The sequence below is a fragment of the Microtetraspora fusca genome, from assembly GCF_001570365.1.
Lineage (GTDB): Bacteria > Actinomycetota > Actinomycetes > Streptosporangiales > Streptosporangiaceae > Microtetraspora > Microtetraspora fusca.
In genome coordinates this window covers 1-18,287 of sequence record NZ_BBYK01000041.1, presented here as the reverse complement: position 1 = coordinate 18,287, position 18,287 = coordinate 1, and the positions used below count along the sequence as shown (strand labels likewise).

General features: G+C 72.2%; 16 protein-coding genes. 3 read left to right on the top strand and 13 right to left on the bottom strand.

Annotated elements, in window-relative coordinates:
- Positions 1 to 25 precede the first annotated feature (25 nt).
- The 10 genes from AWQ68_RS07440 to AWQ68_RS42190 form a co-directional block, all read right to left on the bottom strand.
- Positions 26 to 982 (bottom strand): TerC/Alx family metal homeostasis membrane protein, encoded by a 957-nt coding sequence (locus tag AWQ68_RS07440; RefSeq protein WP_373281506.1) that lies wholly within the window; start codon positions 980 to 982, stop codon positions 26 to 28.
- A 237-nt stretch (positions 983 to 1,219) separates the two neighbouring features.
- Positions 1,220 to 2,344 carry a glycosyltransferase family 4 protein gene (locus AWQ68_RS07435; protein WP_066936782.1) on the bottom strand — a complete coding sequence of 375 codons (1,125 nt, stop codon included), beginning with the start codon at positions 2,342 to 2,344 and terminating at the stop codon, positions 1,220 to 1,222.
- Complete coding sequence (murJ, locus tag AWQ68_RS07430; RefSeq protein ID WP_157545015.1) at positions 2,337 to 4,016, bottom strand: murein biosynthesis integral membrane protein MurJ; 1,680 nt, start codon at positions 4,014 to 4,016, stop codon at positions 2,337 to 2,339. The genes AWQ68_RS07435 and murJ overlap by 8 nt, the downstream gene beginning before the upstream one ends.
- A 13-nt stretch (positions 4,017 to 4,029) precedes the next feature.
- The gene (locus tag AWQ68_RS07425; protein ID WP_157545053.1) at positions 4,030 to 4,953 is read right to left on the bottom strand and encodes a hypothetical protein; all 924 of its coding nucleotides are present in this window, start codon (positions 4,951 to 4,953) and stop codon (positions 4,030 to 4,032) included.
- A gap of 119 nt (positions 4,954 to 5,072) precedes the next feature.
- Complete coding sequence (locus tag AWQ68_RS07420) at positions 5,073 to 6,053, bottom strand: copper transporter (RefSeq protein ID WP_066936776.1); 981 nt, start codon at positions 6,051 to 6,053, stop codon at positions 5,073 to 5,075.
- Entirely contained in the window at positions 6,050 to 7,246 is a 1,197-nt protein-coding gene (gene steA, locus AWQ68_RS07415; RefSeq protein ID WP_066936773.1) for a putative cytokinetic ring protein SteA, read from the bottom strand. The genes AWQ68_RS07420 and steA overlap by 4 nt, the downstream gene beginning before the upstream one ends.
- Positions 7,247 to 7,319: 73 nt before the next feature.
- A complete protein-coding gene (gene recN / locus AWQ68_RS07410) occupies positions 7,320 to 9,038 on the bottom strand; it encodes a DNA repair protein RecN (protein WP_066936770.1) in 1,719 nt (572 codons plus the stop codon).
- Positions 9,039 to 9,118: 80 nt separating this feature from the next.
- The gene (locus AWQ68_RS07405) at positions 9,119 to 10,006 is read right to left on the bottom strand and encodes an NAD kinase (RefSeq protein WP_066937662.1); all 888 of its coding nucleotides are present in this window, start codon (positions 10,004 to 10,006) and stop codon (positions 9,119 to 9,121) included.
- Between the two features lie 29 nt (positions 10,007 to 10,035).
- Entirely contained in the window at positions 10,036 to 10,845 is an 810-nt protein-coding gene (locus AWQ68_RS07400; RefSeq protein ID WP_066936767.1) for a TlyA family RNA methyltransferase, read from the bottom strand.
- 250 nt (positions 10,846 to 11,095) lie between these two features.
- Positions 11,096 to 11,299 (bottom strand): hypothetical protein, encoded by a 204-nt coding sequence (locus tag AWQ68_RS42190; protein WP_157545011.1) that lies wholly within the window; start codon positions 11,297 to 11,299, stop codon positions 11,096 to 11,098.
- A 707-nt stretch (positions 11,300 to 12,006) separates the two neighbouring features.
- Between AWQ68_RS42190 and AWQ68_RS07390 the strand changes: the two genes are divergently transcribed.
- Positions 12,007 to 12,354: an SCP2 sterol-binding domain-containing protein gene (locus AWQ68_RS07390; protein WP_066936761.1), complete on the top strand. Its 348-nt coding sequence runs from the start codon at positions 12,007 to 12,009 to the stop codon at positions 12,352 to 12,354.
- Positions 12,355 to 12,450: 96 nt separating this feature from the next.
- Here the strand turns inward: AWQ68_RS07390 and AWQ68_RS07385 are convergent, their stop codons facing one another.
- A complete protein-coding gene (locus AWQ68_RS07385; protein WP_066936759.1) occupies positions 12,451 to 13,455 on the bottom strand; it encodes an HAD-IIA family hydrolase in 1,005 nt (334 codons plus the stop codon).
- Positions 13,456 to 13,463: 8 nt separating this feature from the next.
- Positions 13,464 to 13,886, bottom strand: a complete 423-nt coding sequence (locus tag AWQ68_RS07380) for a tetratricopeptide repeat protein (protein ID WP_066936756.1) — start codon at positions 13,884 to 13,886, stop codon at positions 13,464 to 13,466.
- An 87-nt stretch (positions 13,887 to 13,973) separates the two neighbouring features.
- Here AWQ68_RS07380 and AWQ68_RS07375 point away from each other — a divergent pair, with 87 nt between their 5' ends.
- Complete coding sequence (locus tag AWQ68_RS07375) at positions 13,974 to 15,200, top strand: DUF1015 family protein (protein WP_245655793.1); 1,227 nt, start codon at positions 13,974 to 13,976, stop codon at positions 15,198 to 15,200.
- Between the two features lie 765 nt (positions 15,201 to 15,965).
- Positions 15,966 to 16,892: an MBL fold metallo-hydrolase gene (locus AWQ68_RS07370; protein WP_066937660.1), complete on the top strand. Its 927-nt coding sequence runs from the start codon at positions 15,966 to 15,968 to the stop codon at positions 16,890 to 16,892.
- Between the two features lie 119 nt (positions 16,893 to 17,011).
- On the opposite strand, the gene AWQ68_RS43465 is transcribed toward AWQ68_RS07370, so the two are convergent.
- Positions 17,012 to 18,287, bottom strand: a 1,276-nt coding sequence (locus tag AWQ68_RS43465) for a tetratricopeptide repeat protein (protein ID WP_084463747.1), incomplete at its 5' end; no start/stop codon positions are given.

The following is an 18,287-nucleotide window of genomic DNA, read 5'->3' as shown; positions in this document are numbered from 1 at the left end:
CCCGTTGCGCTAGCCCTGTGGGGCCTCAACCGGGAGTGACGACCTCATCCCGACGGGCCTTGATCAGGCTGACGACCGTCGTCACGGTCATCGTGACGCCGATAACCGCCAGGGACACCCAAATCGGGATCTGCGGCGCCCATGAGACATGACTCTCATGCAACGCCTCGAGAACGAGTTTAACCCCGATGAACCCGAGCACGAACGCGAGGCCGTAGCTGAGGTACACCAGGCGCTGCAGCAGACCGCCCAGCAGGAAGTACAGCTGACGCAGTCCCATCAGGGCGAACGCGTTCGCGGTGAAGACGATGAACGGGTCCTTGGTGAGGCCGAAGATCGCCGGGATGGAGTCGAGCGCGAACAGCAGGTCGGTGGTGCCGATGGCGATCATCACGATGAGCATCGGGGTGACCAGCCGCTTGCCGTTCACCTTCACCGTCACGCGGGAGCCGACGTAGTCAGGCGTGGTACGGAAGACCCGGCGGGCGGTGCGGAGCAGGAGGTTCTCGGTGAACTCCTCTTCCTCCTTGTTGTGGTCCCGGACCAGCGTGTACGCCGTGTAGATCAGGAAGAGGCCGAAGATGTAGAAGAGCCAGCTGAACTCCGCGAGGGCCGCCGCGCCGACCGCGATGAACGCGCCCCGCATCACCAGGGCGAGCAGGACCCCGACCAGCAGGACCTTGTGCTGGTAGAACCGCGGCACCGAGAACCGCGACATGATGATGAAGAATACGAACAGATTGTCGACACTCAGGCTGTACTCGGTGATGTATCCGGCGAAGAACTCTCCCGACGCCTGGGGGCTCCACAGCACGAGCAGGCCGATGCCGAAGAGCACCGCCAACATCACGTAGAACATGACCCAGAACGTGGCCTGCCGCATGGAGAACTCGCGGGGTTCACCACGGTCGACGATCCACAGGTCGAAGGCCAGGACGAGGAGCAACCCGACGACGACTGCGACCCAGACCCACACGGACACGTTCAAGATCGTTAACCTCCGGCGCGCGCGAAACACACTGCCGGAGTCTCTCCCGCCCGTGTACACGGACCGACGGCCCCGGGTGCTGACACCGTGATGACGGAACCGCCGCGAAGGGATACTCCCCCCAACGCGCCCAGTATAGGGATCAGGTGGGGGCGCACCTAATCCGATGTTCAAGAAGACCGCATCGCCGGGTCAGCGGCGACCTACGGCGCCTCGCCCGGCCAAGGGGTGTCAGAGTGGCCCCTCCGCGGAGTAGGCCCGCAGGGCCGAGGCCAGCGCGTCCGCCTCGTCCGGCAGCTCACGGCCCCGCCGGGCGGACCGCTCCGCGAGAACCGCGAGCAGGCGCGGCTCGCCGAGCAGCCGGTCGATCTCCGCGCGCATCGCCGCGGCGTCCCCCTCGGGCACCAGCACCGCGGCGTCGCCGACGAGGTCGGGGACGCCGCCGACCCGGGTGGCGACGATCGGCGTCCCGGCCCGCAGCGCCTCCTGGACGCTCAGCGGCTGCCCCTCCCAGCGGCTCGGCACCAGCATCACGTCCGCGACCTGGAGCAGGTCCGCCGGGTCGGCCCAGCCGTACAGCAGGACGGGCAGCCGCTCGGCGTCGATCCGCTCCCGCATCTCCTCCCGCAGCGGGCCGTCACCGGCGACCACGAAGAACGGCCGCGTCTCGAACGGCCCGGCGGCCGCGTCCAGCAGCGTCTCCAGCCCCTTCTGCTGGGCCAGCCTGGCGATCGTGAGCACGACCGGACGGTCCGCGGAGAAGCCCGAGGAGCCCGCGGCCCGCTCTGCGAGCTCGCGCCGCACGTCCTCGGGCGCGCGGGCGGGCGGCGTGAGAGGCGGCGCGGGCACCACGGCGGCGGCGACGTGCCGCGCTCCCCTGGCCCGCATCCGCTCCCCGAGATCCGGGGACACCACCAGCACCGCGTCGGCCCGGCGCGCCACGATCCGCTCGAGCACGCCGTAGATGGCGCCGATCGCCCCGCCCGCGGTGACGGCGTTGTGCAGGGTGACCACGAGGCGCGGCCCGCGCCCGGATCCCATCAGCGCGAGCGCGGCGAAGGCACCCGCCCGCAGTCCGTGCGCGTGCACGACGTCCGCGCCCCTGAGCGCGCCGCGCAGCCGGCGGACGGCCCCGGCATCGGCCAGGGGACGCGGCCGGTCCGCGATCGGCACCTCCGCGAACCGCGCGCCCGCTCCGGTGAAGTCGAAGGCGTCCTCGGTCGCGCGCGGTCCCGCGACCACGACCTGGCGGCCGTCTCCGGCGAGCCGCTCGGCGAGCATCCGCACGTGCCGGCCCACGCCTCCCGCGCTGGTCCCCAGCACGAGCGCGATGCGGCGCACGTCGTGATCAGACACCGTTCCCCCTCGTTCCGGCCGCCTCTGGTCCGGCCACCTCTGTCCCGGACGCCGCTTTACGGCGCGGCCTGACGGCGCGCAGGTCCTCGCGATCGAGCAGCGCCGCCACCAGGACCCCCGCGGCGACGGCGGCGATCCCGGCGAGGATCGCCGCTCCCGCACCGGCCCACGGCCCGCTGACGTCCACGAGCCGTACGGCTCCCGCGCCGGCCAGCCAGCCCGCGCCCCCGCCGGCCAGCGCGGCGGCCGCGGCCCGGGGTACGCCGCGCAGCGCCTCCGCGCCGCGGGCCCGCAGCACCGAGACGAGCAGGAGCGCTCCCCCCGCCGTCATGCCGGCCGCCTGGCCGAGCGCCAGCCCGGCGAGCTTCCATCCGGCGGGCAGCACGGCCGCGAAGGCGATCTGGGCGACGATGACGACCAGCCATCCGGCGACGAGGCCGCGCGCGGCCTGCCTGCCCCGGCCGTCCGCGTACAACACCCTGCTGAGATGGGCGGTCAGGCCGTAGCCGACCAGTCCCGGCGCGAACAGCGCGATCGCGCGGGCGAACTCGGCGATGTCGACGCGGGAGTCCGCCTGCGCCAGGAAGACCTCGGCGGCGGGAACGGCGACGGCGGCGAGCGCTCCCGCCGCGAGCCCGGAGACCAGCACCACGGCCCGCGTCGTACGGGCCGACAGCGCGGCGAAGCCCTCCCGGTCGCCGTCGGCCGCCCGGGAGGACAGCACCGGGAACGCGCTCGTCGCGATGGGCACCGCGAGCACGGCGTACGGCACCTGATAGATCGCCCAGGCGTAGCCGTACGCGGTGAGCACGCCGCCGCCGATCCGGTTGGCCACGGGGATCAGGATCGCCGTCGCCGCCTGCTGCGCCACCAGCGCGCCGAGCCCGGCCAGGGCGAGTCCGCGCACCCGCGCGGCGACGCCGGGAGGGAAGCGCAGCGTCGGCCGCAGGCGCAGGCCGAGTCGAGAGACCGGGCCGATCACCGTGACGACCAGGGCGAGCACCCCCAGCGAGGTGCCGACGGAGAGCGCGAGCTCGGCCGGGCGCGGCAGCTCGGCCACGTCGGCGCCGACCCCTCCGAACGGCACGAACAGCAGGTACGCGACGATGACGACCACGCTCGAGACCAGCGGGGCGACGGCGGGGGCGGAGAAGCGGCGGTGGGCCTGAAGCACGCCGTAGAGCACGACGGCCACGCCGTACAGGGGGATCTGCGGGGCGAAGACGACCAGCATCCGGGTCGCCATCTCGGCCACCTGGCCCGCGTCGCACCCGGGGACGGTCGAGGCGACCAGGCCGACGAGCGGCCCGGCCAGCAGCGCGGTGAACAGGGCGATCGGCACCAGCAGCACGATCACCCAGGTCAGCAGCGCCGAGGAGATCCAGCCGACCTCCTCGCGCGCCCCCTTGTCGGCCTCGGGAGAGGGGGCGGAGCGCCCGGCGGCTCCGGCCAGGACCGGCACGACCATCCCGGCGAGCGCCCCGCCGACGACGATCTCGAACACGATGTTCGGCACGTTGTTCGCGGTGACGTACGCGGTGGACAGGCAGTTCGTGCCGACCGCGCGGGCGAAGACCAGTTGCTTGGCGAAGCCGGTGGCGCGGGCGAGCATGCTGATCGCCCCGATGAGCACCGCCGCGCCGGCGACGCCCGCGCCCAGTCGGCGGGTCATGCTGAGCCGCATCTCACGGGGTCGCGGAGACGACCACGGGCGGCGGCGGCACGGGACGCCGGCCCAGCATGTCGACGCGGTTGAGCACGGGGTTGGCGGCGATCACCTTGGTGAAGCTGACCTTCTCCGACGCGGCGGTGAGCGCGGCGACCGTGCCGAGCACGACCAGCCGGCTGGTACGGCCCAGCCGCACGGTGGCGGCGAGCCCGAGCAGGGCGCCGAGCGCGTTCGCCCCGACGTCGCCCAGCATGGCCCGCTCTCCCAGGTCCTCCGGCAGCAGCGCGGCGGCCGCGCCGAGCGGGACCGCGGTCAGCACGGCCGCCGTCGCGTTCCGCGCGGGGACGCCGGTCGTGCGCGTCGCGAGGGAGGCCGCGAGCAGCGGCGTCCCGGCCAGGAACGCGACCTTGATGGCCCGCCCCGGTCGGAGGTCGAAGAGGTTCGCCAGGTTGGCGCTCCCGGCGATGACGGCACCGTCGAGCAGCGTGTCCAGGGCGCCCACGGCCGCGCCCGAGGGACGGGCGGCCGGGTCGCGGGCGAGCACCGCCGCGGCGAGGCCGGTCGCGCCGATCCCGATGATCTTGATGGCTCCGCTCGTCACCTCGCCGCGCGCGAGCGCCGTCAGGTGCCCCTTGAAGCCTTTCGAGGTGGTCGTGCCGAGCACGTCGTCGTACGCGCCGAGGGCACCGCCGCCGAGACCGGCGAGCAGCGCGGCGGCGCGAAGCCGCGCGGGCAGGCCCGGCACGAGCGCCGTCGCCGCGCCGGCTCCGGCGACCAGGGCCGGGCCCTCCAGCAGGGTGATCGGCTCGCCTCTGTGGTTGCTCCTCGTCCACGTCTTCTCGTCGCCGATCGGGGGACGACGGCGAAACGCCGCGTATGCGGCGCGAGCGGCGACCGCTCCGGCGGCCGCGCCCGCGACGGCGGCGGCGAGGACGCCGATCGCCGATCCGGGGCGCGCTCCCGCCGGCGTGCGCCGCAGAGCGCTCACCACCAGACCGGTCCAGGGGCGACTGGCCACAGCAGGCTCCTCTTCCTCGATCGTGCTCGGGACGCGCTCGGTCAGCCGCCCGAGGCCACCGGCTTGGGGGTCGGGCCGATGCCGGGAGACACGGGCGGCGAGAACGCGGTGGTGTCGCTGCCGACGCCGTACGCGCCGGAGCGGCCGGCGAGCTGCTCCCGCAGAGCGTAGACGACGGTGATGCGGCCCGCGGGCATGTCGACGGTGTCCACCGTCGAGACGTTCGACGCCGCCTCGCCCGCGTCGTGCAGGGCGGAGATCGCGCCGCCCGCGCCGGAGGCGGTGGTGGTGCCGACCAGGACGGCGCCGACGCCCGCGGAGTCGAGCCCGGCCGCGAGGGCCACGACCGCCGCGGTCTGGCCTTCGGCGGTCTCCCCCTCGTACGGCTGGGCCGGCGCCACCACGATGGCGATGTTCGCCCGCTGCGCCGGGGAGCCGGCCATGGCCAGGAAGCCGCCGGTCTGGAACGCCTCGAGCACGCTCACGGCGGCCGGGTCGTCCCGCCCCGCCTGGCCCCGGTCGCCGGTGACGAGGGCGCCGGCCAGCACCGCCGCCGCCTTCTCGTACGGCGTGGCCCCGTCGGGGAACCGCGTGCCGACGGGGGCGACGGTGCCGGCGAGCTGGTCGACGACGTTGGCCTGGTCGGCTTCGAGGAACTTCTCGGTCAGGCTGACCCGGCCGGTGTAGACGGCGCCGGAGTCGCCGAGGACCTTCACGATGTCGTCGCGCAGGCCGGCCGGGGCCCCGGGTGCCTCGACGAGCACGACCCGCTCGCCGGGGAGCTGGCCGCGGACCAGCTCGGCCGTGTGCGCGGTGACGAAGGCGGCGGCGCCCTTCTCCCGCGCCTGCAACGCGGTGATCGTCTCCCGGTTCTCGGTGTTCGCCTGGCGCAGTTGGCCGGTGATCTCCTCTGCCGTCCGGTAGAACGGCGTCTCCAGGACGGTGCTGCCGAGCACGATGCCGACCGTGAGCGCGAGGAAGATCGCCACGATGGAGACGAGGTGATAACGGAAATCGATCACGAGAAGAGTCCGACCAGCCAGAAGGTGAAGCCGTTCCACGCCTCGATCAACCCGTTCAGCCAGATGCGGCCGACGGGCGAGACCGAAAGCACCACGCCGATCGTGATCAGCGTGGTGGCGACGAGGAGCAGCAATGACGGCGTGGAGATGCGGCTGCGATACAGCCTGCTGACGCCCTTGGCGTCGACGAGCTTGCTGCCCAGCCGGAGCCGGGTGAGGAAGGTGCTGGCCATGCCGGAACGGCCCTTGTCGAGGAACTCGACGAGTGTCCAGTGCGTGCCGACGGCGACGATCAGTGACGCCCCCTTGTCGTCGGCGAGCAGCATGGCGATGTCCTCGCTGGTGCCGGTGGCCGGGAACACGACGGCCTGCTGCCCGAGCCGGTGCACGCGCTCCAGGCCCGGAGCGCGGCCGTCCCGGTAGGCGTGGACCACCAGTTCGGCGCCGCAGCACAGCGCCTTCTCCGACACCGAGTCGAAGTCTCCGACGATCATGTCGGGCAGGTAGCCGGCCTCCAGCAGGGCGTCGGCCCCGCCGTCCACGCCGATGAGCACCGGACGGTACTCCCGGATGTACGGCCGCAGCGTCGCGAGGTCTTCCTTGTAGTGGTAGCCCCTGACGACGATGAGGACGTGCCGGCCCTCCATGACCGTGCGGACCTCGGGCACGCCGATGCCGTCGATGAGCAGATCGCGCTCGCGCCGCACATACTCCATGGTGTTGGCGGCGAACGCCTCGATCTGGACCGACAGCCCGGCCCTGGCCTCCGTCATGGCGGCCTCGATCGACTCGGCGGTCTGCACCTCACCCTTGCCCACGAGCTCGTCGCCGAGGTGGATCTGCCCCTCATGGACGCGGACGACGTCGCCGTCCTTGATCCGCTCGAACAGCTCGGGGGAGGCGTTGTCGACGACCATGACACCGGCCTCGACGAGGATCTGCGGCCCGAGGTTGGGGTAGCGCCCGCTGATGCCCGCCGCGACGTTGACCACCGCGGCCGCGCCACACGCGACAAGGGCCTCCGCGCTCACTCGGTCGACGTCGACGTGATCGATAATCGCGATCTCCCCGGACTTGAGGCGCTTGGTCAGCCTCTTGGTCCGTCTGTCGATTCTCGCCACTGCCGTGACCCCGGGAAGGTCGTCTGCCTTCCTGCGGCGGAGGCCCGGAACGTTCAAGCTCGGGACCTTCATCGTGACCATCCTGCCAGAGTGGGCGACCAAGATGGTCCCGCAGCTCAGAGCGTGTCAGTTTTGTCACACACTGTCAGTGTGCGTTCTTGTCAGCCAATGCGATCGAGAGGAGCTCCTCGGCGTGCGCTCTACCCAGCTCGGAATCTTCCAGTCCCGCGAGCATCCGTGAGAGCTCACGAGCCCTGCCCTCCTGGGTCAGCGCGACGACGCCGCTGCGCACCACGCTGCCGTCGCTCGCCTTCTCCACGACCAGGTGCTGGTCGGCGAACGCGGCCACCTGGGGCAGGTGGGTGACGACGATGACCTGGGCGCTCCTGGCCAGCCGGGCGAGCCGCCTGCCGATCTCCACCGCGGCCTTGCCCCCGACGCCGGCGTCGACCTCGTCGAAGACGAACGTCGGCACGGGATCCGCACCGGCGAAGACGACCTCGATGGCCAGCATGACCCGGCTCAGCTCGCCTCCGGAGGCGCCCTTGCCCAGTGGCAGGGGCGGCGCCGCCGGATGCGCGGCCAGCCGCAGCTCCACCTCGTCCACGCCGTGCGGCCCGAAGCCGTCGCCGCGCGTCACGGCGACGCTGACCCGAGAGTGCGGCATGGCGAGCGCGGCCAGTTCCGCGGTGACGGCGGCCCCGAACCGCTCGGCCGCGGCCTCCCGGATCGCGGTCAGCTCGGCGGCGAGCTCCTCCAGGCGCGCGACGAGCTCGTCCTGCTCGCGGGTGAGCTCCTCGATCCGTCCGTCGTCGCCGTCCAGCTCGGCCAGCCGGGCCGCGGCGTTCCGGGCCCAGTCGAGCACCGCGGCGGCGTCCTCGCCGTACTTGCGGGACAGCCCGGTCAGCAGGGACCTGCGCTCCTGCACGACCGCGAGGCGGACCGGGTCGGCCTCGACGGACTCGGCGTAGGCGGCCAGCTCGGTCGCCACGTCCGAGATGAGGTATCCGGCCTCGGCCAGCCGGTCGGCGAGCCCGGCGAGCGCCGGGTCGAAGGAGCGCACCGCCTCCACCGCCGCCCGGGCCTGCCCGACCAGGGACACCGCGTCCTGCGCGATCTGGGGGCCGGCCATGGGGTCGCCGAGCAGCGCGGAGTGCGCCGTGGTGGCGGCCGTGCGCAGCGCGTCGGCGTGCGCCAGCCGCTCGGCCTCCTCCCTGAGCTCGGCGTCCTCGCCCACCCTGGGCTCGGCCTCCTCGATCTCGTCCAGGCCGAAGCGCAGCATGTCGGCCTCCTGCGCGCGCTCCCTGGCCCGGGTGGTCAGCTCGCGCAGCTGCTCGACGACCTGCCGGTGCCGCCGGTACGCCTGCTCGTACGCGCGTAGCGGCTTGACCAGGTCGTCCCCGGCGTACCGGTCCAGCGCGGCGCGCTGGCGGCCGGGCTGGAGGAGGCGCTGCTGGTCCATCTGGCCGTGCACGGCCACGAGGTCGTCGGCGATGTAGGTGAGCGTCCCGACCGGGACGGTGCGCCCGCCCAGCCAGGCGCGGGAGCGCCCCTCGGCGGAAACCGTCCGCGAGATGATCAGCTCGCCGTCCTCGATCTCGCCCCCGAGGTCGTGCACCTGCTGGGCCACCTTGCCGTCCGGACTGACGATCAGGGTGCCCTCGACCGTCGCCCGGTCCGCCCCGGGACGGACCCGCGCCGGGTCGGCCCGGCCGCCGAACAGCAGGCCGAGCCCGGTGACGACCATCGTCTTGCCCGCGCCCGTCTCACCGGTCACCACAGTGAACCCCGGTGACAGCTCCAGTACGGCCTCGTCGATCACGCCGAGCCCCTGGATCCGGACCTCCTCGACCCGTGGCCGCACTGGTCCCCTCCCGTTTCGCCGACAGATCTCGCCCAGAGATCCTACGCACAAATCGCCAAGATTTTCGAGGAAGGAGGGTGTCAGGGGGAGCGGACGCGCCCGCGCCAGCCCTCCACGGGCAGGCCGAACTTGGCGACCAGGCGGTCGGTGAACGGCGCTCCGGTCGTCTCCACGCCCAGCAGCCGGGCCAGCCGTACGGGGACGACTCCCCGGCGCACCTCCACCCGGGCGCCGGGCGGGACGTCGAAGCGGCGCCTGCCGTCGCACCACAGCACCCCCGCGCTGGTCTCGGGCACGATCTCCACGGCGAGCGTGGAACGCGGCGAGACCACCATCGGCCGCGCGAACAGGGCGTGCGCGCTGATCGGCACCATCAGCAGCGCCTCCACCTCCGGCCACACGACGGGCCCTCCGGCGGAGAACGCGTACGCCGTGGAGCCGGTCGGCGTCGCGCAGATCACTCCGTCGCACCCCCAGCGCGACAGCGGGCGGCCGTCGATCTCGGCGACGAGCTCGAGCATCCGGTCGACCTTCTCGACCGTGGCCTCGTTCAGCGCCCACGTGTCCGCGAGCGTGGAGCCGTTCAGCCGGATGGCGACCTCGACCGTCATCCGCTCCTCGACCTCGTAGCGGCCGTCGACCACGCGGTCTACGGCGGCGCCGAGGTCGGCGACCTCGGCCTCGGCGAGGAAGCCGACGTGCCCGAGGTTGACCCCGAGCAGCGGGACCGCGGCCGGGCGGGCCATCTCGGCCGCGCGCAGCAGCGTGCCGTCGCCCCCGAGCACCATCATCAGCTCGCACCCGTGGAGCGAGGCGGGGGTGGCGGGCACGACGTCGACGCCGGGGCAGGCGATCTCCTCCGCCTCGACGTCGAACACGCGTACGCGCAGCCCGGCGCCGATCAGCCGGTGGATCACCAGCCTGGCGCTGTCGACGGCCGGTTCCCTGCCCGTGTGGGCGGTGACCATGACGGTCCGCGCGGGAGGCTTCTGTGTCGTCACTGCGGCCCTTCCGCCACTGCCCGCTCGATGGCCTCGTCCAGGTCGGCCACCGACTCGTGTCCTGGCCCCTTGCCCAGCCAGATGACGTACTCCACGTTGCCCGACGGGCCGGGCAGGGGGCTCGCGGTGACGCCCTTCACGACCAGGCCCAGCGCCAGCGCGGTCGTGGCGACGTCCCGGACGGCCCCGGCGCGCAGGCCCGGGTCGCGGACCACACCGCCCGCTCCGACGCGCTCCTTGCCCACCTCGAACTGGGGCTTGACCAGCAGCGCGAACTCGGCCACCTCGGCGGCGCAGGCGGTCAACGCGGGCAGGACCAGGCGGAGCGAGATGAACGACAGGTCGCCCACGACCAGGGTCGGCGCTTCTCCCACCATGTCGGGGGTGAGGTCGCGCACATTGACCCGCTCCATCACGGTGACGCGCTCGTCCGTACGCAGAGACCAGGCGAGCTGGCCGTACCCGACATCCACCGCGAGCACATGGGCGGCGCCGTGCCGCAGCAGCACGTCGGTGAACCCGCCGGTGGAGGCGCCGGCGTCCAGGCAGCGGCGTCCCTCGACCTTGAGCCCCTCGAAGGCGGCCAACGCGCCGAGCAGCTTGTGCGCGCCACGCGAGACGTAGTCGGGTCCCGAGACGTCCTCGGCCACCACGATGGCTGCGGCGGTGTCCACCTGGGTCGCCGGCTTGGCCGCCGTACGGCCGCCCACCGACACCCGGCCTGCCTCAATGAGCTGCGCCGCCTGCTCCCGCGAGCGGGCCAGCCCGCGACGGACCAGTTCGCTGTCCAGACGCACCCGCTTCATCGGCCCCACCAGCCCATAAAAACCATCTCCGACAGACCACTCCCACCGACGGGACGCCCGGTCCCGGCGCGCGTCGAGGCGGAACACGACGTCGCACGGGCAGCCGGGCGCGACACGTCATCGAACGCCATGCGCGGCACGCCACGGGCAGCCGGGCGGGATGCGACGCGGGAAGCCGGGCGGGATGCGGCACGGGAAGCTGGGCGGGATGCGACGCGGAAGGCCGACGCCGCCTCTTGTGATCGACGGTTCACCTGCGCGGCTCTCCGACGGGCTCGTCCACGGACGCGAGCGCGCTCTCCAAGCACGTCAGCGCCTCCTCGAACACGCCGACGTGCTCGGCGACGGGCAGGTTCCCGAGCCGCCGGAGCGCGGACAGCGCCCCCTGGACGGCCTCGTCGCCCCCGCGCGGCGTCGGCTGCCCCTCCGACGGCTCGGCGCCGGTCTCGGTCATTCGTCCCCTCCGATGGATCCGGCGGGTGCCGGTCCTGGTCCTGTCGATCCGGCGACGCCGGTCCTGGTCGTGCCAGAACCGGCGCGCACGCCGGTTCTGGTCGTGCTGGATGGTTCCCCGTCCGTCATCGCGGCTGTCCGTCCGGTTCCGCGCCGTGACGGCGGGCACGCGTGACGCTCGTCAGTCCGACCGTAGCGGACTCGGTCCGGCGCAGCCTCGCGATGGGTGCCACCGGAGACGGTGGGCGCCTCGCCGGGTGCGAGGCGGGGAGATACGGGCAGCGCTCGCGGCCCGTACGGGGCTCCCCTGGACCGGTGCCGCGGGCGACGCGGCCGGGCCCGTGGCGATGCGCGCCGTGACGTCCCGCGGGCTCTCCCGCGCGGGTGCGTAAATTACGGTCCCTGAGATCGGGACGCGATGCGTACAGTGCGTACTTGTCGGCCGGGTACGGTCCGTACAGTGCGGTGGTCGCGACGCCCCGGCAGGGGCGGCGTGCTCGGCGCGCGGCACGGCCCGACGGTGAGAACGGGGCGGCCGTGGTGAGGGCATCGGCCAGTCGCACATAGCCTGGCAGGGCCTCGACCACCATGCGGCCCCCTTGTCGCTGATCCGGCGGTACGTGTCACATTTCGCGCAGTGCTCATGAGGAACGCTACCGTCCGTAGGTACAGAGGCATCTGACCGGCCGTGGGAAGAGAGGCATACGCATGGCGACCGTCGAGGAATGCCGGGCGGCGCTCGAGAAACTCGTCGAGCAGTTCGACGAGATCAGCGACGAGGACCGTGCCAGACACGTCGTCGAGCGCAGGCTCGCCTGCCACATCTCCGACCTCGGTATGACCTTCTACGGCCGGATCCACCGGTCGGGGCTGGACCCGTTCACGGACGCTCCACCGCAGGACGGCCGGCCCAGCGAGGTTAAGATCACAATCGCAAGCACGGATCTGATCTCCATGGTCAACGGCGAACTCGACATGGCTCGCGCGCTCTTCGGCGGCCGGGTCAAGATCGACGCCAGCCTCGGCGACCTCCTGCGGCTCCGCAAGCTCCTCTGACGTCACTGCGGGCGCCCGCCCCGACGGCTCCCTCCTCTCCCCGAATCTCCTCCGGCCAGGCGTGACGATCGTCGCCCGCCCGGCCGAAGTTCGCGGTCATCGTGTCAGTGATCCGAGGGCCGCGAGGACGGGCTTCACCGCGTCCTCGTCCACCCGGCCGTCGCCGGCCTCGTCCCATGCCGCCGCGCATGCCGCGCGCAGCGCGTCGATCGGTTCGCCGCCGCCGGACAGGTCGAGCCGGCCGCTTGCGCAGCGGGCTGTCCACCCCCCGCATTCCCACCCGCCGGAGCCGCGCCGTATGCGGGCCGGGGGCTCGTGCAGCCCGGACAGGTCCGCCGCCACGTGCGCGGGCCGGTGCTCCGGCGGCGCGGTGAGCAGGTCCAGCGGCCCCGTCACACCGGTCAGGACGAGCAGGCTGTCCACGCCCGCCCGGGTCGCACCCTCGATATCGGTGTCAAGCCGGTCACCGACGATCAGCGGCCGCTCCGCCCCCGTACGGATGATCGACTCCCGGTGCAGCGGCGGCTCGGGCTTGCCCGCGACGACCGGCTCGACGCCGGCCGCGGTGGCGATCACCCTGCTCATCGAGCCGTTGCCCGGCAACACGCCCCGATTGGTCGGCATCGTCGTGTCCCCGTTCGCCGCGACGAACCAGGCCCCCGCCTGTACGGCAAGCGCCCCCTCACAGAGCAGGCCGTACGACAGGCCGTCCCAGATGCCCTGGACGACGGCGACGGGATCGTCCAGCGCGGTGGTCACGGGACGCAGACCGTACGCCCGGACCGCGCCGCGTAGCCCCATGCCGCCGACGACCAGCACGGGAGAGCCGGCTGGGAACCGCTCGGCCACCAGCCGGGCGGCCGCCTGGGCGGAGGTCACCACGTCGTCGGGGGTCGCCGGGATGCCGAGACCGGTGAGATGCTCGGCGATCGCACCCGGCGTCCGGGAGGCGTTGTTCGTGACGAAGGCGAGCCGTACTCCGCGCTCCCGCGCCTCGGCAAGGGCTTCGGGAGCGTTCTGGACGGCATGGCGACCGAGATAGACGACACCGTCCAGGTCGAGCAGAAGGGTGTCGTACGCCTCGACCAGGGTTGCCGGCATGTCGGGACTCACGACTCCCTCGCCCGCAGGGTGGCGCGCACCTGGGTCAGCGCGGAGACGTAATGTCGCAGATCGGGACGCATGGCCACGGCGACGGCCAGCGGTTCCTGAGCTCCCTCGATGTCACCGGTGCGCCACAATGCCATGCCCAGCCCGTAGTAGGCGTAGTCCTCGGCCGGATTGGCATCCACGATCCAGCGGAAACTGCCGACCGCATCGGCATACCTGCGGGAGTTGAACTGCGCCCGCGCCAGCGCCTCACGAATGCTGCGGGATTCCGGTTCCGCCTGAGCCGCACGTTCCAGGAGTGCCGCCGCGGCGGCGGGGCTGCCCTCTTCCAGGAGCTTGACACCGCGCTGGAACCATTCGTAAACACCTCCAGCCGGGCCGTTCTGCTGGTCATCCGATGGTCCATGTCGTCCCTGGATCATTCTGTGGGGCCTCCTGCAATGCGATTTCCTGACCAACCGGCCACCGCGGCCTCGGGAAGACTGGGCATTTATGGCAACATGCCCGGTATGGAGACTTCTGAACGGCCGGCCCTGGAGCTGCGTCCGTTCCGCGGTGTGCGCTTCACGGTGGACGATCTCGCTGCGGTGACCTCGCCGCCGTACGACCTCGTCTCCCCCGATGACGTTCAGGATCTGCTCGACGTCCACCCAAACAACGTGGTGCGCCTGATCCTTCCCGGTGTGAGCCATTACGCGGACGCGCGAGCCGAACTGGACGAGTGGTTGTCGTCCGGGACACTCGCCGTGGATCCGCTGCCCGCGTTCTACGTGTACGAGCAGAGCGGTGCCGGGATCCTCCAGCGCGGCCTGATCGGCGCCGTGGGGGTGGACTCACCCTTGGTGCTGCCGCATGAGGACGTCATGCCGGGCCCGATCGCCGACCGCCTGGCGTTGATGCGGACGACGGAGGCGAACCTCGAACCGATCTTCCTGCTGTACGAGGGCGGGGGGGCCGCGTCGCGGCTGGTCGACGAGGTCGCCGCGATGGGCGTCCCGCTCCTCGACGTCCAGTCGGACGACGGCTTCCGTCACCGCCTCTGGTCGGTGACCGACCCGGTGGAGATCGCGGCGATCGGCGAAGACCTGCGAGACCGGCAGGCGCTGATCGCGGACGGACACCACCGCTATGCCACGTACCAGCAGCTGCGCGAGGAGCACGAGGAGTCCGGCCCATGGGACTACGGGCTGGCGCTCCTGGTGGACTCCACGGTTTACCCACCCGATCTGAAGGCCATCCACCGGGTGATCCCCGGCCTGGCGCTGTCGGAGGCCGCGGCGCGAGCCAAGGGAGCGTGGCAGGTACAGGAGTTCGTCTCGCTCGACGACGCACTGTCCGGGCTCGCCACGGCGACGGGGCCGGCGTTCGTGCTCGCCGGAGAAGGCCACTCGCACCTGTTGACCAACCCCGACCCGATGCAGGTCGAACACGCGATGCCGCCCGAACGTTCCGCCCGCTGGCGGGCGCTGGACACATCGATCCTCAGCGAGTTCCTCCTGCCCAAGGTCTGGGGTATCTCCGACGACGAGCGCCAGGTGCTGGTGGTGCATCACGACCCCTATGCCGCCGTACGGCTCGCGTGCCAGCTGTCTGGGACCGCCGTCCTGCTCAATCCGCTCGCGACCGAGGACGCGCTGGCCGTGGCCGCCCTGGGGGAGCGCGTCCCCCGGAAGTCCACCTCGTTCAGCCCCAAGCCTCGAACCGGACTCGTCATGCGCCTCTTCGCCATGGGGTGACCTTCCTCCGCGGCGGCCTCGACCTCCGCGTGCCGCGATTCCGCGCGTCCGGCCTCCGGGCGCCCGGACTCCGTGCGGGTCTCCGCCGCAGGTACGCCTTCAGCATCGATCGATGTCACAGATGGGGTGGAAGTTGCCGCAATGGTTGGCCGTGATGCCTGCGGAGTAGCAGGACCGACCGCAGACATGGGCGGCACGCCTGGAGAAGCGTCATCCTCCGCCCCTCTGGGCGGCACCGGCGGAGAACCGGCACCGGCCGGAGAGAGCGTGTCGGGCGGTGTGGCCGCCGGGTTGTCGTCCGTTCCAGGCAACTCCCCGGCGCGCTCAGCCGCTCCGACCTCATCGCTGCCGGCCCGCGCTCTCCGGGCAGGATGGCGTTCGACCCGGCGCGCCGTACGGACCTCGACCTCGTAGCGACTGCCACCCCGCCACCACCGGCGGCGCACCGCGCCCTCGACCTCGACGATGTCGTCCAGGCACCAGTCGGACACGATCACGCGGACGTCGTCCTCGAACGTCGCGCACTCGATGGCGTCGGCGCGTTGATAGCCGGGATGGTCGTCGGGCCTGCGGATCGCGAGCCGCCAGCGCGTGAGCACGACCCCACTGGGCAGCTCCCGGTGCTCGGGCTCCATGGACAGCCGTCCGCGCAGGAGCACAGAGTTCAGATGCATGTGGTCTCTCCCCTCTCTTCGAGAGACCACTGTCCTTCACTAGGCTGAAGGAGCTTTGCCCGAACCAGATTCTGGGGATATTGGGGTGACTGTGGACAACGTGACACCGCTGGGGGCGGACGTCTATGAGATCGACACGAGGATGGCGGGCTATTCCGGCATCACCGCCGGATATCTGATCCTGGGCGACCGGCCCTGCCTGGTGGAGACGGGAACCTCCACCTCGGCGCCGATCGTCAGGGACGCGCTGACATCGCTCGGCGTCGGCCCCGACGACCTGGCCACCGTCGTCGTGACGCACATCCATCTGGACCACGCGGGCGGCGTCGGCGACATCGCGCGCTTCTATCCTTCCGCCGAGATCGTCGTACATGAGAAGGGCGCGCGGCACCTCGCCGACCCCTCACGGCTCATGGCGAGCGCCAAGATGGTGTGGGGCGACAAGCTGGACGTGCTCTTCGGCGCCCTGGCGCCCACCGACGCGGCCCGGATCCGGGCGCTCGGCGACACCGGCAGCGTCGACCTGGGCAACGGGCGGACGCTGTCGAGCCACTACTCCCCTGGCCACGCCAAGCACCACGTCGGTCTGCTCGACTCGCTCAGCGGCGACCTCTACGTCGGTGACGCCGCCGGTGTCTACCTGCCCGAGACGGGCGACCTCCGCCCCGCCACTCCGCCGCCGGACTTCGACCTCGGAGTCGCGCTCGACTCGATCGCCCTTTTCGAGGCACTTGGTCCGCAGCGGCTGCTCTTCAGCCACTACGGCCCGGTGTCGAACGTGACCGAAACCCTCGAACGTTCGGCGGAGGAACTCCGCATCTGGGTGGACCTCACCCGCCAGGCCCGATCGGAGGGTCTCGACCTTGATCACGCGGTCGCGATGGTCCGCGACCGGACGCGAGAGCGGTACGCCGCCCTGCAGGGAGACGAGGCGACCGCCGAGCAGTTCGAGCTGCTCAGCGGCGCTCCATCCAATGTCGCGGGCATCATTCACTGGCTGGACCGCACGTCAAGCTGACCTCCCGGAGCGCGCCCGTACCCATACGGTCCGTACAGGCACGCGGACCAGAGACCGATACGCGTACGGAAAAGGGCGGTGCCACCGGATCCGGTGGCACCGCCCTTCACATGTATCCGTCAGGACGCCGGCTTGCCCCGGTCCTCCGGACCGTCCAGGACGTCACCGAAGTCCGGCTCGATGAAGGCCGGCCCCAGAGCGCCCGCGTCCCCCGTGGGCGCCTGCTCCTGCTCCTCATCGGAGGCGGCGTCGTCCTCCTTGGCGGCCGGTACGGCGGAGGGCTCCGGAGTGGCCGCTTCCGCTACCGACTCGCTCTCGTCCTCTTCCTCTTCCTCCGCGTCGCCGGAGACCTCGTCGCCGCCGGACGGGGGCTCCTCGGCGACCTTCTCGGCCTCGCCAGAGGCGTCGGAGTCGTCGGAGGCGTCGGAGTCGTCGGAGGCGTCGGAGGCGTCGGAGTCGGCGGCATCGTCGAGGTCGTAGTCCTCTTCGAGGTCCTCGATGACGCCACCGGTCAGCTGGGCATAGCGCTCGGCCGCGTCGGTTTCGCCGTCCTCGTCGAACGCCATCGCCTTGGCGAACCAGTCAGCGGCGGCGGCCTGGTGACCGGCGTCGGCGAGCGCGTCCGCGTACGCGAACGCGAGCCGGGCCGACCACGGCCGCGGCTGCGGATCCCGCAGCTCCGGCACGCGCTGAAGCGTGATCACCGCAGCGTCGTGCTGGCCGAGGTCACGGCGGGCACCGGACTCGACGATCGCCAGCTCGATCTTCCCGGACCGGTTCAGTCGCTCGGCCTCGCGGGAGCGGACCAGATCCAGAGCACGTTCCGGACGGCCGAGGCCCCGCTCGCAGTCGGCCATGATCGGCAGGTACTCGTCCGAGCCCGTCAGGCGCCGCGCGGCCCGGAGGTCACCGAGCGCCTCGGCGTACTGTCCCGCGTGGTAGGCCGCGATCCCGACCGCCTCGCGCACCACGCCGATCCGGCCGGCGAAACGGCGTGCGACCTTCGCGTGCTCGTACGCCTGCTCGGGCTCCTCCTCGCTCAGCGCGCGAGCGGCCGCGACGAGGTGGCAGGCCACCAGCTTGGCCAGGTCGTTCGGCAGCGACCTCAGCTCTTCGCGCGCCTCGCTGTCCAACTCCTCCGGCGTGATGTCGGGCGCCAGCTCGGGCAGCTTCTCGCGCTCGTTGGGCTCGGTCTCCTGCCCATATCGGGTACGGCTCCCGCCCGAGGAATCCTCACGGCTGAACGGCCTGTCCCCGCCGCGGTCCTCACGCGGGCCGGACGGACGGCGCGGGCGGTCGCGGAACCCGGCCTCGCCGTCCCGCTCCCGGAACGGGCGCCCACCGCGTTCATCGCTCCGCTGGAACCGTCCGCCCGACGGGCGCGAATCCACGTCG

Excerpts from the sequence above, each read along its gene's own strand:
- murJ (WP_157545015.1), bottom strand. The coding sequence starts at position 4,016 with ATGACCCGCCGACTGGGCGCGGGCGTCGCCGGCGCGGCGGTGCTCATC.
- steA (WP_066936773.1), bottom strand. The coding sequence starts at position 7,246 with ATGAAGGTCCCGAGCTTGAACGTTCCGGGCCTCCGCCGCAGGAAGGCA.
- AWQ68_RS07405 (WP_066937662.1), bottom strand. The coding sequence starts at position 10,006 with ATGGTCACCGCCCACACGGGCAGGGAACCGGCCGTCGACAGCGCCAGG.
- AWQ68_RS07400 (WP_066936767.1), bottom strand. The coding sequence starts at position 10,845 with ATGAAGCGGGTGCGTCTGGACAGCGAACTGGTCCGTCGCGGGCTGGCC.
- AWQ68_RS42190 (WP_157545011.1), bottom strand. The coding sequence starts at position 11,299 with ATGACCGAGACCGGCGCCGAGCCGTCGGAGGGGCAGCCGACGCCGCGC.
- AWQ68_RS07390 (WP_066936761.1), top strand. The coding sequence starts at position 12,007 with ATGGCGACCGTCGAGGAATGCCGGGCGGCGCTCGAGAAACTCGTCGAG.
- AWQ68_RS07385 (WP_066936759.1), bottom strand. The coding sequence starts at position 13,455 with ATGCCGGCAACCCTGGTCGAGGCGTACGACACCCTTCTGCTCGACCTG.
- AWQ68_RS07380 (WP_066936756.1), bottom strand. The coding sequence starts at position 13,886 with ATGATCCAGGGACGACATGGACCATCGGATGACCAGCAGAACGGCCCG.
- AWQ68_RS07375 (WP_245655793.1), top strand. The coding sequence starts at position 13,974 with ATGGAGACTTCTGAACGGCCGGCCCTGGAGCTGCGTCCGTTCCGCGGT.